This window comes from Alistipes sp. ZOR0009 (assembly GCF_000798815.1).
In the GTDB taxonomy this organism is placed as follows: Bacteria; Bacteroidota; Bacteroidia; order Bacteroidales; family ZOR0009; genus Acetobacteroides.
Genome location: NZ_JTLD01000057.1, coordinates 1 through 15,867, shown reverse-complemented (window position 1 = coordinate 15,867; position 15,867 = coordinate 1). Strand labels below are relative to the sequence as shown.

Below are 15,867 nucleotides of genomic sequence, written 5' to 3'. Positions count from 1 at the left end.
TTAATTTCCGCCATGTTTTTTGGTTACTTTTTTGCGCCAAAAAAGTAACGTAAAAGTTAATACCAGCATGAAGTCCTCCTGCATTAGCATATACATATGAATAATAGGAGTTCTCCAATGTCAAAATAGTTCTATCACCCCCTCCCCGAAAGTTTCAAGAACCCATAAGCCAACAGTGCTACTTAATCTCCGTCCTACTTTTTGCACAAAAAAATAGCAACAAGAAATATCTATCCAGCAAAACAACCAACAACCGCCCATTATTCACAAAGTGTAGTTTTAGTTTGGAGTTCTGGAGCTAGCACTGGTAGCCCATGGGTCTATTCCCAGTTGGGTGGCTATTTCCTAGCTTCTAAAAATGAAAAACAGCTGATGGGTGTCCACTTCCGAACTTCTGGAAATGGGAAACAGCTGATGGATGACCATTTTTCCAAGCGTTGAAATGGTGATCAGCTGATGGATCTATTTTTCTACATTTGTAACAGGCCATTATGCATGGGCAAATGGAGCATAATGAGCGATGCAAATAAGACGTTATACAAAATGAGCATTGACCAAATACTTGACAACACCCACTTACTACCAACCCCTTCTAAGCAGATGCTCAAAAAAAGCATTACGGAGGTGAGCTATCCCAAGGGATACATCCTGCTGCGAGCAGACAAGGTTGAAGCAAACATTTACTTCATAAAAAAAGGAATTGCCCGCGCATATGCCCAAACGGCCGATAATGAAATAACGTTCTGGTTTGGAAAGGAAGGCGACACGGTTATATCAATGAAAAGCTACGTGGCAAACCAGAAAGGGTACGAAGACATAGAACTTCTGGAGGATTGCCAGCTGTATGAGCTAAAGACAAAAGATTTACAAGCACTTTTTGAAAAGGATATACACATTGCCAACTGGGGCCGAAAGTTTGCAGAACAGGAGCTCGTAAAAACTGAAGAACGCCTTATTTCTCGGCAATTCAAAACGGCGACAGAACGCTACAAGGACCTTTTAAAAAAACATCCAGATCTCATTCAACGGGTTCAGCTAGGGCACATCGCCTCCTACTTGGGAATAACGCAGGTTAGCTTAAGCCGAATACGAGCAGAAATCAGGTAGCATCCTGCTTTTTTATCATTTGTAAAAATACATCTCGCGCCAAATTCAAACCTTTACCCCAAATTAGTAAAGGATGAACTGGATTGTTTTAATTGTCGCAGGCTTATTTGAGGTAGCCTTTGCATTTTGTCTAGGAAAAGCAAAAGCAGCTACCGGAAACGAAATGTATTTATGGTATGCAGGTTTTCTTGTTGCGCTATTCCTAAGTATGGCGCTCCTAATTAAGGCTACACAAACGCTACCGATAGGAACAGCCTACGCTGTTTGGACTGGAATTGGGGCGGTGGGGACCGTTTTAGTCGGAATATTTGTATTCAAAGAGCCCGCAACCTTTTTGCGAATTGTTTTTCTTTCCACGCTAATAGGCTCCATCATTGGCCTAAAGGCCGTTTCGCAGTAGAAATCAGCATTCCCAGCTGGGGTCCAATTCACACACAAAAAAGACGTAACACTGTTTAACGTTGCCAGATTTTGGCTACCTTCGAAGCCGCTTCCTACTTAGTGAAAACTTGCTGGTAATGCGGAAATAATAGCAGTTAGCGGCATATAGATAGATGTTAGCAGCAAGCCCCAAAAACTCAGCTTGGACTTAATTTAGACTACTAAAACTAAAAGTTGTAGACTTTGAAATAGCCATTATGAAAAAACTTATAAATATATTGTATTTTAATATTTGTTTGCTGGCTTATTATTTTGGAAGGAGTATAACGGTTTATATAAACCCATTTTGTTGGGCATCAAATTTAAAGTTTTTAAAGTATGGATTTAAAATATGGAAGCAACAGATGGAGAAAAACTATCCATCATTTATACACCAAATGAAGTATGATCAAAACTTGAAATTTTTCTCATATCAATGGTTTATGTTATTTCTTGGTATGATTATTTTTTTGATTATTGGTCTACTACAAAATTTAGATAAAAAGGTTTATACATTAGGGCTTGTAATCTTTTTGATTACATATGTAGGCACTTATTTTATTGTTTTATTAGATAATAAATATTATGAATATCAAAAAGAATTCATAAAAGACAAAAAATATAATCACTCGAAGACTATATTGACAATATGGATTTTGATTACAATCGTGTTGTACTTACTTTTTTTTAGAAAATATTTCCCAATAACATAAGCACTATCGAGACTTGTTTAATTTGAGTGATTAAACAATCATCTGGAGTTATTTTTACTGGCTTAAAAAACAAAGTCTCATAAACAACCAAGAATTTAAAACTACTGAAATTGATAATGGATGAACGACCAGCAGCTAATCGGGTAGACCACCCCTTCAGCAATAAATAAGTGACGGGGAGAACCACTCACACCACTGTACGTACGAATCGCGTATACAGCGGTTAGTTAAGATGAGAAGCAACCCTTTCGTAGTACGTAAGCATGGCCTCCCCCCCTTTTCGTAGCCGTTCTAAGGTAATGGTCGTACCTAAGATAGGGCTTTGAGCAACCGCCCACTATTCACAAAGTATACTTTTAGGTTGGGGTTTATAAGCTCGGTCGGGTACGCTCCACTAGTAGGCCATTTTTGGATCTATTCCCAGATTTTAGCTACTTTCGAAGCGGCATCCTACCTAGTAGGAGCTGCAGGTAATGCGGAAATAATCGCAGCTAGCTGCGATTACTGAGATCTTAGCATTTATTTAAAAAAACAGAAATGGCAGCGATAATTGATAAGATATTTGTTTGGGGGTTCATACTTTTAGTAGGTGTTTTTGCTTTGGCGATAATTTCATTGCCGACAGTAATTGCATACTTGATATATCGTTGGATTTCGAAAAAAAAGACATACCTAAAAGTAATTGGAATTTCATTATTGATAATAGCTCCTATTTGGACAACTTACGAAATATATACGGCAATATATCCAACAGATTCGTTTTACTTCAATGAATTCAAGGATGTAACATTGCGAGAAATACCATCATCGGCAAAAATTATAAGAAAAACAGCTACTTATCCATATTTTCACGGTGATTACGCCTCTGTTTCATTAATAAAATTATCTCCGAAAGATTACAATTCTCTTTTTACTGCATTAAATAACGACAAAAGAATCATAAAAAATGGAGAGTTTATCGGTTGTCGTGAATTTGATGAAGTTATGGGTAACTTGAAAACAAATAGCATTGAATATTCATTTACTCGTAAGATTCCAAAGGAAGAAAACCATTATTTTTATATTGGTTTCTTAAATGATAATTCAACTATTATTGTATTGAAATATGTATCTTAAAAAAAACAAATGCTAATCGAGTAGGCTGCCCCGCCAATAAACACTAACGGGGAGAACCACTCACACCACTGTACGTACGGGTCGCGTATCGCTATACATTACACTCAGAGTGTGGTGGGAAATCAGAAAGGATAAGCTTCGAGCAAACGCCAATAGGAACATACGCTAACACTGCGCTGCAAGATTCTTGTATGTCTGGTTTATCCTGCAATGCCACCTTGGGGGGCTTGATCGGGCATCCAATTCTGCATCAACCGTTGTTGCCTAGATAAAAAGCTCTATCCGTAACTATTTTGACAGCTGAAATTGATATAAACAAAAGAATATGGGATTTAATATTGCAGGAATCGTAGCATCGTCCAACCTGTCCGACAACCTCGCTCTTCTTGAAAATGCGCTGTACCATAAGCTCGAAAAGGTAGACGATATAACCTTCGAAGAGGCTCTTTCGAACTGGAAAGAGGAGGGTATTTGCGACGTTTACTTTGGACCAAAGGGAACAATAGCCTTTCTCTCTCACGAAATGTGCTCGGACACCTATAATCTTGATGGTATGGATACGCTAACTTTTGCCCTCTCGGAAACGGCTATGGCATTTACCTTCGAGTACTATAAGCACGGAGAGTTCTCCCGCTCAATGATGGAGTACGATGGAGAAAGAAAAAGTCAGCGCGGTACTCCCCTCGAATCGGAGAGCGAAGAAACAACCTGCGACGAGCTTATATGGATGCTAATAGATAAAACATTGGGCGAATCGATTCACGAAATTGACTTTGAAGCAAAGGCCGTAAGATACCGCCTTGTGGAAAGGGGTCAGGAATCAGACCCATCGCAGCTAGCCCGCCAAGCAGAAGAGAGAGAAGCCGGCATGCGACTTGCAAAAAAGCTGATAATAGCCTTTAGAATCTACAATATAGGTAAATGGGGCCGTTGGGTTGGCGTTGTATTTTGCCTGCTTAGCCTTCTTGGAATCTACTACAACTTAATAGGCATTGCCTTAATTATATTCTTTAGCATACTCTACTACTCCTCTGCTTGGTATAGCAAAAGGCTGATAAAAGAGTCGTAGCAGAACCATTACGCTTACTGGTGTGGAATAAAGATACCAGCCATGTACACCGTAAGCATGTAATGATACCTACCAGCAAAAGAGGGAATCCAATCAAGGATTCCCTCTTTTCTGTTACTTCCTATCTTCGATGCCCAGCAGGTCCATCAGCCCGTTTATAAAGGTAAGCGGATGAGCGGGGTTTCCTGGGACGTATAGATCTACGTGGTAGCGCTCCAAGAAGCTACGATCGAGCGCAGGGCTATTGGCGTAGAGTCCGCCGCTAATGGCATCGGAGCCCACCAGCACCACAATCTTGGGTTCGGGCGTGGCCTCGTAGCAAATTTGCAGCGCCTCGGCCATATTCTTCGATATTGGTCCCGTGATAACAATTCCGTCGGCATGGCGGGGCGAGGCTACAAACTCAATACCCATTCTTCCCATATCGAAGTTGACGTTACCGCTGGCATTAAGCTCCATCTCGCACGAGTTGTCGCCTGCGGCCGAAACCTGACGCAGCTTTAGCGAAGGGCCAAGCAGCTTGCGCACCTTCTTACGAAGCAGGGTTGTATCCACCGTAATTGGCCTATCCTCTCCTGCCCTTACCACCAAATCCTCGCGACGGCTAGCCGCAATGTGGTAATCGTTGGTAAAGCGAACGGCATGAGGGAAGGCGAACTCGCACTCGCGGCAGAAGACGCACTTCCCAAGGTCGAGCGTTAGCGGCACGGCGGTGATGGCACCGCTGGGACACATCGCTTCGAGCGATGCGGCATCGGCCTCGGTAACGCTACCGCTTATGATGGGTCGACCACGAAACAGCGGGGTAAGGATTGCGTTGCGCAAATCCTTTACGTACTGTATGCCATGGTCGTGTAGTATCTTTATTTCGTTTATCATGGGTCTTTATTTCTTTCGATAACCTTCTATCTATAGTGTTGGAGACACGACGCTGCGTATCTTCCGCCGAGCGTATTATCCTCGTCCGCTCTCCTCGTCACGGCCTCCTGATTCTCGGAACAGGGCCTGCTACCGTGGATGCTGAAGCGTAGGTAGAGCCTGCTTTGCTCTGAGGATTATATATTAGCTTCTGTAACTTCAATCCGCTTTAGCTTCTTTACCGGCTAAAGGGGGATGTAAAACCACTTCCTTTCAACTCCCTGCCTACTACAAATCGTTTCCGCAGTACGAGAGGTTAAAGCTCTTGTTGCAGATGGGGAAATCCGATATCTCCTGGTTGCGTACCGCTAGCGCTAGGGCAAACCAGTTGTGGAACGACGGATCTTTTACCTTATAGTGGGCAATAGCTCCGCTGCCATCGGTTATTGCGGCATGGCAAATCTCGCCGCGCCATCCCTCAACCAACGAAAGCACCAGCGCGTTGGGCCTATACTGCAAGCTAAAGTTAGGCGTTGCTGCCTTAACATCAAAGTCAACACCATCGAGCATTTGCAGTATTCTATCTATCGACTGGGCAACCTCCTCCGAACGGAGCTCGGCACGCGCCATCACATCTCCCCCATCCTTTACCACGGGCTGATGCTCGAAGAACGCATAGGCGAGGTAGGGGTTGCTACGACGCACATCCCTTTCGAGGTTGGCCATGCGTGCAGCCATACCAACGGCTCCTATTCCACGCACCTGCTCGGTTGTCAGCTCGCCAATACCCTCGAAACGGGCAAGCACCGATGGCAGGCCAAACAGCGTTTCGGTAAGCTGCAGATACTCCTTTCTAACCTTGGTGAGGTTCTTTACCACCTCGGCCTTTACCTCTGCCGTTATCGGATAGTGCGTACCAGCAGGTCGAATAAGCCCCTTGCCGAAGCGGTTACCACACCAAAACTGCGTAGTGTTGATCATCACCGTACGTAGCGCCTCGCACACCACCAAGCCCAGCTGATAGGCCACATCGCCACATAGGGCTGCCGTATCGCCAATATGTACGGCAATACGCTCCATCTCCTGCGCAATAACCCTTTCGAGGGCCAGCTGCGGATGGATAGCCACATCAGCCAACGCCTCGGCACAAAGCGCAAAGGCTAGCCCATGAGACACGGCGCTATCCCCTGCAATATTCTCCGAAATAATCATTTTACGAAGCGTGCTGCTACCATCTGCCAGCAACGTTTCCACGCCTCGATGCTGGTAGCCCAGCTGTATTTCGAGATGCAGCACCTTTTCGCCGTTGCAGATAAAGCGGAAATGCCCTGGCTCAATAACCCCTGCATGAATAGGACCAACGCCCACCTCGTGCAGCTCCGTGCTATCTATCTTGTAGAAGGGATAGGAATCCATCCACTCAGATGCCACTCGGTTGTAGGGGTATCGAACAGGCTTTAGCCACGGATGGTTGCTGAACGTAACGCCGTAACGTTCGGCAATCTCGCGCTCGTAGATATGCATGGCAGGAAGCTGCGCCGTTAGCGCCTCGAGCTCCTGTGTCTGCTCGCACTGATGGCGATATAGAAGAATGTCATTTCGCTCGTCGGAAATGGCCATAAAAAAATCGAGAGTAGTGCTGGTTGGCTTAGCAAAGTAGGCCACACAGCGGCAATCGGGATTTCGCAAAATATGCGACGTTTGCGAGTAAAACCGTCCGTAATCCAACACTGGAATAGCAGCCAGATCTACCACAACCGGATTTCCACCCACCCGTAAATATTGATGATTCTCGTGCATAGCCTACTTTATTGCTTCGTTAATAAGGTTAACCACCTCACCCGACTGGAAAAAGAACATGTAAAAGGCAAATCCAATTAGCACAAGTTGGGATAGTGATAGTAAAGATGAAGGCGCTTCGCCCGCCAGCTTTTCGGGCTGCTTGGCGTACACCACCGACAGCAGCTTCTGAATAATGGCGTACACGCAAAAGAGCAATGCTAGGGCCAGCAGAATAAATAATCCCCATCGCTGCTCGGCAAGCATCGTTTTAAATATAAGAAATTCCGAAACAAACAATCCCGAAGGTGGAAAGGCCACTATTCCGAGAGCGCCAAGCATGAGCACCAGCGCCCCAACGGAGTAAAGCTTAATATAGCCCCCCATCTTCGATATCTCGTAGGTGTTATACACCGCATACACCTGTCGAGCCTGAAAGAAGAGCGAAGATTTTATAAAGGTATGCACAATGATATGTACAAATGCAGCATATCTGGCCACCCCTCCAACGCCCAAGGCAATAGCAACCAACCCCATATTTTCCAACGTCGAGTAGGCCAGCAACCGCTTTAGGTTATTAGACTTTAGCAGGTAGGTTGCGGCAATAATTACCGATAGTATCCCCGAAAGAATAAGTACGTTAGCAACCCAGGAGCCAACCTCAGTACCATCGAGCACGCGTAGGAGCCTGTAGATGGCAACAAAGCCGCTATTTACCATTAACGTAGATATTACGGCAGATATAGGTGGTGGAGCAATAGTATTGGCATCAATACCAACCGTATGCATAGGGAATAGCTCCATCTTGGTGCTAAATCCGACCAGCATAAAAAGGAAGGCAATACGGAGATAGGCGGGATTAGCGTTAGCGGCCAGCGCCTTTAACCCGGCAAAAGATACCGAAAACTCCTCGGAAGGCGAAACAATTGCCCCCATAAAGAGGATCCCCATATAGGCCAGCGCAATCCCTACCGAGCTTACAAATACGTACTTCCACGTTGCCTCCAAGGCGTGTGCGCTTCGGTGGTGGTAAATGAGCACCGACACGGTAAGCGTGGTAGCTTCCATAAATATCCAAAGCACAATTAGGTTGTTGGATAGGTACACCCCAACCAGCGAGGTAAGCAGCGCCGTAAGCGCCGCGATATACATCGGAACACCCCTGTCGGAGTCGGTTCTGAAGTAGATAAAGCTATGAAAGAATGCGGGAACTGCTACAATAAAGAGCAGCGAGAGCATAATCAGCGCCGTACTATCAAACGAGAAGTAGGCCAGCTCGGTAAGCCCCTTCTTCTGGAATGCGCCCACAACAAGCCATCCAACGTTAGCCAGAAAAGCCACCGAAAGCAGCTTGCTAACCAACATCCGCCTGACGGTGAGCATCAGGGCTATTAAAATGATAGATATAATAAAAAAGTTCAGCATGGTTAGTCTTTAAGTGATGATAGGTCTTCGACATCGGGGTCGTTAAGGCGCTTACCAATACGCGAAGCAAAAATTCCAAGAATCAGCACGCTGGCAAACAGGTCGAGAAGGATACCCGCATTGATAAGGAACGGCATCTCAGAACCAACGGCCAACGAAAACATGAACACCCCATTTTCGAGCACCAGAAAACCTATCAGGTGCGGATATATCTTTTTATGGGTAACCACCAGTATCAGCCCGGTGAAAACCGTAAAGAGGGCGGTAATCAGAAATAGCTTCTCGATACGCCCCACCTTTAGCATATCGGCAAGAACCACGCTTGCGCCCATTGCCAAAAGTACCAGCACCAGCGAGTAGAAGGCAGGAACCGCCTTACTATGCACCTTAGCCACCTTCAGCTTTTTGGTAATGCTGTTTAGCAGGTAGGGAACGGCTATTGCCTTAAAGATAAGCGTCTCGGTTACCACAAAAATGAGCGAGGCCAAGTTGTTGGTCGATATCTCGGAAAATGCCAAAAGGAAAAGCAGTATTCCCTGCGCAGTAATCAGCTTTACGTAGGTTGCAAACCGTTCGGCAACCGAAATGTACATCAACGTAACACCAAAGAGTACAATAATCATTAAGTCCATACGCTACGCTATTTTTTGTAGTAAGATTAACGCAACCATTAGCCCTAAAAGCCCAATGGCAATTAACGTAAGCAGGTACTGAGGATTTTTCCCCATCTTATTTCGAGCACGGAACGACTCTAATATCCCCACCGCAACGGCAAATCCTACCGTAATCACCCCAAAATAGAGAAACTGAAATATCGGTTTCCAGGTTGGCGGGATAAGCAGGTTGGCCAGCAGCATGGAGAAGATACCAAACTTCAACGCAGAGGTGGTATGTATTAGCCCTAGGTCGAATCCTGAATTGTCGAGCACCATAACCTCGTGAACCATCGTTAGCTCTAGGTGGGTTTTGGGGTCGTCAACAGGCAGGCGGCTATTCTCCACCATGGCAATGAGAATAATAAGGTAGGCAAACAAGACACCCAACAGTATGGAGTAGTCGCCAACGGTGTTGAAGTGCATAAAGATGTTGGTAAACGAGGAGAAGCCCGTCATCAGCGAAAGTACGCCCAGCATCACAAAGAAGGCAGGCTCTACCAGCAGCGCGTAAAGCGTTTCGCGGTTGGCCCCCATCCCCTCGAAGCTGCTACCCGTATCTAAGGCGCCAATAATCATAAAGAAGCGCCCCAACGCCAGCAGGTAGGCAAAGAATACCACATCGCCCTGAAAGGAGAGAATGGCCTTGCCTCCACCAAAAGGAACAACCAGCATGGAGGTAAGCACGCAGGCCAAGCCAATGGTAGGTGCCATCCTAAAGATTATGCTGGTGGTGGTGCTGTAAACACTTCCCTTCTGAAACAGCTTCCATATATCGCGCATAGGCTGCAGAATGCTGGGACCTTTACGCCCCGAGGCAATACTTTTGGTGCGAGCAATTATCCCCGGGAAAAATAATGCCGCTATTATAATAAGTATAAATCCAACCATCTATATTAAATTGAAGTAGGTTAGCACTAGAATTCCGAATATAAAGAGCATGGCGTATAGCACGTAATGCTGTATAAGCCCTGTTTGGAGGATGGCCGCCTGCTTTAGCAGCTTGGTAAGGCGGTTGGTAGGACGCGCCGTTACAAGATCCTCGAACACATCGTTGCTACCCGTTTTAAAGCTGCCATCGTGAGGGAAAAACTCCATTTTGTCCAGCGGGTCGAAATCTTTGGTAACCTTAACCAGCGGTTTGCTGATGGCCATCATGCTATCGGCGTGCGAGGTGGAGGTGTACTGCTGCTTTGCATCGACAGCGGTATAGCCACAGCCCCACGTTGGCCCCTGAGCAATCACCACATCCTGCTGCACCTTACTCCTAATAAATAGGATTACAACAATAAATCCACCAAAGGCCAACGCCAAAATGGAGATGGTGCTGGTAGAGGTAAGCATGGGTACAATGGCGTACACCGAAGCATCGACCAGCGGAAACATGGCTACCACCGAGATGATAAGCTTTACCACCACCGAAGGGAATATCCCAATAAAAAGCATCAAGGCCACCATCACGTACTGAGGTACCAGCATCCAGCCATCTACCTCCTTGACATGATCGTTAGGCTTACGAGGCGCACCAAGAAAGGCCACCCCAATAGTTTTGGTGAAGGCAAAAATGGCCAGACCGCCAATTAGCGCCAAAACCAGCGTGCTGGTGATTAGCACCACAATCTCGCGAAGCGACTGCCCAAGCAGGCCGTCGAACATACCTATATATATAAGGAATTCGGAGATAAACCCGTTGAAGGGAGGCAGCGCACAGATGGCCATAGAGCCAGCAATGAAAAGTAGCGCCGTGTGCGGCATCCGCTTTATTAGCCCACCTAGATCGTCGGCGTTGCGGGTATGCGTGGCCTTGTACACCGAGCCAGCCCCCATAAACAGCAGCGGCTTAAACAGCGAGTGGTTCACGATGTGCAGCACCGCCCCCGTAAAGGCAAGCAGCGCCATCGACTTACTCTGAAGGTATAACCCCACAAAACCAAGCCCCAGCCCCATGCCAATAATTCCAATGTTTTCGATGCTGCTGTAGGCAAGCACCTTCTTTATATCCTTTTGTAGTATGGCGCTAACAACACCCCACAATCCTGTAAGCAATGAAATGGTTAGCAGGATTAGGCCAATCTCTAAATACTGCTGCTGGAGGGAGAAGAGCACCCTAACCAGCCCGTAAATACCCATCTTAATCATGATACCCGACATGGCACCCGACACGTGCGATGGTGCCGCAGGGTGAGCGTTGGGAAGCCAGGTATGAAGCGGTACAAAGCCCGCCTTTAAACCGAAGCCCACCAAAAAAACAAGAAACAGCGGAATGTTAGACGCCTTGGCAAAGTAGGGCGTTAATGCGGCAAAGCCGAAAATGCCCGTTTCGTTGTAGGCAATCACAAAGCCAGCAAGGATAAAGAAAAAGCCAACATGCATCTGTATAAGGTACGATAGCCCCACCCAGAATGTCTCCCGCTTTTCGGCCTCGAACATTACCAGCACAAACGAAGCTAAGGTCATTACCTCCCATGCCGCCAAAAAGTCGAAGCCGCTACGGAATAGCACCACAAAAATCATGGAAACCTGAAGCCAAACCAGCGCCACACCATGTATGGCCAGCTCGCTACGCGTTTTGGTTGTAAGGTATGGCGACAAATAGCCGCGCGAGTAAATGGAGGTTAGCACGCATACCAAGTTGATAAGCACCACAAACAGGGCCGAAAGGGAATCGGCACTTAGCGCCCAAGTCGATGGTTCGCCAAAGAAGAGCAGCAGCTCGCCTTCGCCCGTCCACGAGCCCACCAGCGCCGTTACCGAATAGAGGGCCACCAGCAGCTGGGCAAGTATGGTGAGGTAGAAATGCCTACTCCGCGGTAAAAAAAAGTTGATGGTCGGCACGAATGCCGCCAAAATAAGAAACAGTATACTCATCAGAAATTCCTTGTAGATACGATTGCTACAAAGTTAGGGTAAAGTATAGAGTTAAGCGATATTATAAAACAGATTTTGAAAAAAAGCGATGGCGATCATCTACGCCCAAAACCAAACGGGAAAGACGGCATAATTACAAAAAATAGAATAGCAAACATTAACCAAAAATAGGTTGTTAAACATCAAATAAAACTAAAAAAAAGAGGCTGTTTTCTATGATAAAAATAATGTGAAACCTATTTTTGATCTTGCGTAGAAGTTAATCTTGCACCTGCAACTATGAAAAAAAAACATGTTATTTCGCTAGCAACTTTGCTATTCCCATTTGCATCATTTGCAAGTGAGGCCGACCTAAAAATTCCCGACCTATCTCAGAGTCAGAACACAATCTTAATGTGGGGAGTTGTTGTATGTATTCTTGGATTGGTATTTGGCCTATACCAGTTTATCCGCGTAAAAAAGGCGAAAGCTCACCAATCCATGCTCGATGTGTCGAATGTTATATTCGAAACGTGTAAGACCTACCTCATTCAGCAGGGTAAGTTTCTTTTTTGGTTATTTTTGATTATCGCATCATGCGTTACATTCTACTTTGGATACCTACAAAGTAAAGGTGTAGCAGATGTTGCGCTAATATTGGCTTGGACCATTATAGGAATTTTAGGTTCTTACGGCGTTGCCTGGTTTGGTATTAGAATGAATACCTTGGCCAACAGCCGCATGGCGTTTGCTTCGCTAGAGCGCAACCCGCTTAAGCTGCTTAACATCCCGCTAAATGCTGGTATGAGCATTGGCGTGGTGCTTATCTGTATCGAGCTCATTATGATGCTTATCATTTTGACGCTTATGCCTCGCGAGCTGGCTGGTGCCTGCTTCATTGGATTCGCCATTGGTGAGTCGCTAGGAGCTTCGGCCCTTCGTATCGCAGGAGGTATCTTCACCAAGATTGCCGACATCGGTTCGGACCTTATGAAGGTAGTATTCAAAATTGGCGAAGACGACCCTCGCAACCCTGGTGTTATTGCCGACTGTACTGGTGATAACGCAGGCGACAGCGTTGGCCCTACTGCCGACGGATTTGAGACCTACGGAGTTACCGGCGTTGCGCTTATCTCGTTCATCGTTTTGGCCGTTGGTATGGTACCCGGCATCGACGAGGCAGCCAGAGTTACCCTACAGGCAACCTTCCTTACCTGGATCTTTGCAATGCGTATCCTTATGATTATTACCTCGGTGACCGCTTTCGGTATTAACAACCTGGTAAGTAAGGCGCTATACAGCAAGAGCGACGATATCGACTTCGAGAAACCGCTTACCAACCTTGTGTGGATTACCTCCATCCTATCTATTGTAGCCACCTTTGGTGCCAGCTACCTGCTTATCGGACCATCATCGGTGGTTGCTAAGTACGGTGATAACCTATGGATCCTGCTATCCATCATCATCAGCTGCGGAACCCTTGGTGGTGCCATCATCCCCGAGTTTACCAAGATCTTTACCAGCCCCAAGTCGGCTCACGTACAAGAGGTGGTACAGGCAGGCCGCGAAGGTGGCGCATCGCTTACCATCCTTTCGGGCTTTGTGGCCGGTAACTTCTCGGCATTCTGGAAAGGAATGGTATTCATTGCTCTTATGTTTATTGCCTTCTACACCAGCTCGTTTGGACTAGATAGCATAATGATCTACTCATCCATCTTTGCCTTTGGCTTGGTGGCCTTTGGCTTGCTTGGCATGGGACCTGTTACCATTGCGGTTGACAGCTACGGACCAGTAACCGACAACGCACAATCGGTATACGAGCTTTCGCTTATCGAAGATATTAAGGATGTTGATAAGGAGATTGAAAGAGACTTCGGCTTTAAGCCAGACTTTGAGAAGGCTAAGTACTACCTCGAAGCCAACGACGGTGCCGGAAACACCTTTAAGGCAACCGCTAAGCCAGTGCTTATTGGTACGGCCGTTGTAGGTGCCACCACCATGATCTTCTCGCTTATCCTTGTAATTAAGAACGTGCTTGGCGTAGAGCCAGAGGCTATTCTTAACATCCTTAACCCTTGGACCATCCTCGGATTTATGGCTGGTGGAGCAATCATCTACTGGTTTACCGGCGCATCGACCCAAGCAGTTACCACCGGTGCCTACCGTGCCGTAGAGTATATCAAGCGTAACATCAACCTCGACCCCAACGCAGAGAAAAAAGCCTCTGTTGAGAAGTCGAAAGAGGTGGTTAAGATTTGTACCCAGTACGCACAAAGCGGCATGTGGAACATCTTCTCGGCCATCTTCCTATTTGCCCTTGCCTTTGCCTTTATCTCAGGACGCGAGATTGTAGGTGCCGAGCCTAAGATTGCCTTTGCCGCCACCTCCTTCTTTGTTAGCTACCTTATTGGTACAGCCGTATTCGGCCTATTCCAAGCCGTATTTATGGCCAACGCCGGTGGAAGCTGGGATAACGCCAAGAAGGTGGTAGAGGTAGACCTAAAGCAGAAGGGTACCGACCTGCACGCCGCAACTGTTGTGGGCGATACCGTAGGCGATCCATTTAAGGATACCTCTTCGGTTGCCATCAACCCAATTATTAAGTTTACCACGCTGTTTGGGCTACTTGCAATGGAAATTGCCATTACCCCCGACTTTAGACCTTACGCTCCCTACGTGGGTATCGTACTCCTTATCGGAGCACTATACTTTGTATGGAGATCGTTCTACAAAATGAGAATTGAAACTACTGCAGAGGAACCAGAAATGGGTAGCACCTGCTGCAACGAAGAGCAGAAGCTAAAAGCCGAAAAGGTTAGCTAGCCTCCGCCCTTCCGTAATAGCTCTTTGGGGTGCCCGACGTGGCACCCCTTTTTGTTGATGCAGGGATATACCACCTATCGGCAACGCTGCGCGCTAAAGCGTAAAAGATGTAGAGCTAAAGCCAGCCACTACTCCACCCTTTTTAGCAGCCGGTAGTACATTATCTCGCCCCTACCATCGTCGAGCGTCATAATTAGGTACCCCTTCTTTAGGAAGTCGTTAACGTCCTTAGCAAATAGGTTTACGCCCCAAAGCTCGCGGTAACCCTCAATCTCCTTGCTATCAATGGTAACAAACTGTCCGTTTAGCTGGTAGGAGGGCGTTTTATCGGCGGGCAACGTATCAAAAATCTCCTTCAGCTCCTTTGCGGTAAAAGGCGAATCCTCGTTGGCCATCATGGAGTAAACCTTTCCGTTAGCGTAAAAGGCAAACCACTGGTACCTCTGAGGCCAGGGATTCTCCCTGTTTAGCGTTTGCTCGTTGGGGATCTCCACCTTTTTCCAAAAGCCCACCAGCTCCGAAAGCGTGGGCGGACCGCCTGCCTCCGAACGGTTTTCCTGCCCAAAAGAGGGAAGCACCAGCAGCGAGGCTAATACAAGTAGCATAGTTTTCATGGCAACAAATTTACCCTTTATGGTAGAAACTGCAGCACCAAAACTTCTCTGATGCTACCCAGCTAGCCTATTACGGCAGCAACAAAACATTTAAATCGTTAGCATTTAAGCCCATGCTGCTTCCCTTCCGCAATTTACAGAGGACTATATATGAGCGTAGCAGTGAATTGTATACTACTGCGGCATGCCATATCGTCTTGCAGGCCGCAAGCGAATGCCGTAGCAAAGGCGGGCAAGGATAGCACTGGCTACTAGCGTAGTACACCGCCAGCAGCAGCGACCTACAGGGCTAAAAGATACAGCTACAGGCTGGCTTAATACATCTTGCGGCTAGCCGCAAGCTTTCTGCGGCTAGCCGTGAACTCCTTGCGGCTAACCGCTAGCTTTCTGCGGCTAGCCGCAAACTCCTTGCGGCCAGCCGCTAGCTTCCTGCGGCTAGCCGC

General features: G+C 46.7%; 12 protein-coding genes. 5 read left to right on the top strand and 7 right to left on the bottom strand.

Annotated elements, in window-relative coordinates; translation table 11 throughout:
- The first annotated feature begins 543 nt into the window (after nucleotides 1–543).
- The 4 genes from L990_RS14820 (at nucleotide 544) to L990_RS14800 (ending at nucleotide 4,425) form a co-directional block, all read left to right on the top strand.
- The gene (locus L990_RS14820) at nucleotides 544–1,107 is read left to right on the top strand and encodes a Crp/Fnr family transcriptional regulator (protein WP_047450980.1); all 564 of its coding nucleotides are present in this window, start codon (nucleotides 544–546) and stop codon (nucleotides 1,105–1,107) included.
- A 73-nt stretch (nucleotides 1,108–1,180) separates the two neighbouring features.
- Nucleotides 1,181–1,507 carry a DMT family transporter gene (locus tag L990_RS14815; RefSeq protein WP_047450973.1) on the top strand — a complete coding sequence of 109 codons (327 nt, stop codon included), beginning with the start codon at nucleotides 1,181–1,183 and terminating at the stop codon, nucleotides 1,505–1,507.
- 1,270 nt (nucleotides 1,508–2,777) lie between these two features.
- Nucleotides 2,778–3,356, top strand: coding sequence for a hypothetical protein (locus tag L990_RS14805; protein WP_047450969.1), 579 nt, complete (start codon nucleotides 2,778–2,780; stop codon nucleotides 3,354–3,356).
- 325 nt (nucleotides 3,357–3,681) lie between these two features.
- Nucleotides 3,682–4,425, top strand: a complete 744-nt coding sequence (locus L990_RS14800) for a hypothetical protein (protein ID WP_047450967.1) — start codon at nucleotides 3,682–3,684, stop codon at nucleotides 4,423–4,425.
- 114 nt (nucleotides 4,426–4,539) lie between these two features.
- Here L990_RS14800 and L990_RS14795 read toward each other — a convergent pair whose 3' ends face one another.
- From L990_RS14795 to L990_RS14770, 6 genes are all read right to left on the bottom strand, one after another.
- The gene (locus L990_RS14795; RefSeq protein ID WP_047450965.1) at nucleotides 4,540–5,304 is read right to left on the bottom strand and encodes an NADH:ubiquinone oxidoreductase; all 765 of its coding nucleotides are present in this window, start codon (nucleotides 5,302–5,304) and stop codon (nucleotides 4,540–4,542) included.
- 267 nt (nucleotides 5,305–5,571) lie between these two features.
- Nucleotides 5,572–7,083: an NADH-quinone oxidoreductase subunit C gene (locus L990_RS14790; protein WP_081981733.1), complete on the bottom strand. Its 1,512-nt coding sequence runs from the start codon at nucleotides 7,081–7,083 to the stop codon at nucleotides 5,572–5,574.
- Nucleotides 7,084–7,086: 3 nt separating this feature from the next.
- Nucleotides 7,087–8,487 carry a complex I subunit 5 family protein gene (locus L990_RS14785; RefSeq protein ID WP_081981732.1) on the bottom strand — a complete coding sequence of 467 codons (1,401 nt, stop codon included), beginning with the start codon at nucleotides 8,485–8,487 and terminating at the stop codon, nucleotides 7,087–7,089.
- A gap of 2 nt (nucleotides 8,488–8,489) precedes the next feature.
- Complete coding sequence (locus tag L990_RS14780) at nucleotides 8,490–9,119, bottom strand: hypothetical protein (RefSeq protein ID WP_047450962.1); 630 nt, start codon at nucleotides 9,117–9,119, stop codon at nucleotides 8,490–8,492.
- A 3-nt stretch (nucleotides 9,120–9,122) separates the two neighbouring features.
- Nucleotides 9,123–10,031, bottom strand: a complete 909-nt coding sequence (locus L990_RS14775) for a respiratory chain complex I subunit 1 family protein (protein WP_047450960.1) — start codon at nucleotides 10,029–10,031, stop codon at nucleotides 9,123–9,125.
- Nucleotides 10,032–12,008, bottom strand: coding sequence for a proton-conducting transporter membrane subunit (locus tag L990_RS14770; RefSeq protein WP_052181058.1), 1,977 nt, complete (start codon nucleotides 12,006–12,008; stop codon nucleotides 10,032–10,034).
- A 279-nt stretch (nucleotides 12,009–12,287) separates the two neighbouring features.
- Here L990_RS14770 and L990_RS14765 point away from each other — a divergent pair, with 279 nt between their 5' ends.
- The gene (locus tag L990_RS14765) at nucleotides 12,288–14,810 is read left to right on the top strand and encodes a sodium-translocating pyrophosphatase (protein ID WP_081981731.1); all 2,523 of its coding nucleotides are present in this window, start codon (nucleotides 12,288–12,290) and stop codon (nucleotides 14,808–14,810) included.
- 128 nt (nucleotides 14,811–14,938) lie between these two features.
- Here the strand turns inward: L990_RS14765 and L990_RS14760 are convergent, their stop codons facing one another.
- A complete protein-coding gene (locus L990_RS14760; RefSeq protein WP_047450956.1) occupies nucleotides 14,939–15,424 on the bottom strand; it encodes a hypothetical protein in 486 nt (161 codons plus the stop codon).
- Nucleotides 15,425–15,867: the final 443 nt, after the last annotated feature.

Bases quoted from the DNA above. Each gene is read 5' to 3' on its own strand.
- L990_RS14820 (WP_047450980.1), top strand. From the start codon at position 544: ATGAGCATTGACCAAATACTTGACAACACCCACTTACTACCAACCCCT.
- L990_RS14815 (WP_047450973.1), top strand. From the start codon at position 1,181: ATGAACTGGATTGTTTTAATTGTCGCAGGCTTATTTGAGGTAGCCTTT.
- L990_RS14805 (WP_047450969.1), top strand. From the start codon at position 2,778: ATGGCAGCGATAATTGATAAGATATTTGTTTGGGGGTTCATACTTTTA.
- L990_RS14800 (WP_047450967.1), top strand. From the start codon at position 3,682: ATGGGATTTAATATTGCAGGAATCGTAGCATCGTCCAACCTGTCCGAC.
- L990_RS14795 (WP_047450965.1), bottom strand. From the start codon at position 5,304: ATGATAAACGAAATAAAGATACTACACGACCATGGCATACAGTACGTA.
- L990_RS14790 (WP_081981733.1), bottom strand. From the start codon at position 7,083: ATGCACGAGAATCATCAATATTTACGGGTGGGTGGAAATCCGGTTGTG.
- L990_RS14785 (WP_081981732.1), bottom strand. From the start codon at position 8,487: ATGCTGAACTTTTTTATTATATCTATCATTTTAATAGCCCTGATGCTC.
- L990_RS14780 (WP_047450962.1), bottom strand. From the start codon at position 9,119: ATGGACTTAATGATTATTGTACTCTTTGGTGTTACGTTGATGTACATT.
- L990_RS14775 (WP_047450960.1), bottom strand. From the start codon at position 10,031: ATGGTTGGATTTATACTTATTATAATAGCGGCATTATTTTTCCCGGGG.
- L990_RS14770 (WP_052181058.1), bottom strand. From the start codon at position 12,008: ATGAGTATACTGTTTCTTATTTTGGCGGCATTCGTGCCGACCATCAAC.
- L990_RS14765 (WP_081981731.1), top strand. From the start codon at position 12,288: ATGAAAAAAAAACATGTTATTTCGCTAGCAACTTTGCTATTCCCATTT.
- L990_RS14760 (WP_047450956.1), bottom strand. From the start codon at position 15,424: ATGAAAACTATGCTACTTGTATTAGCCTCGCTGCTGGTGCTTCCCTCT.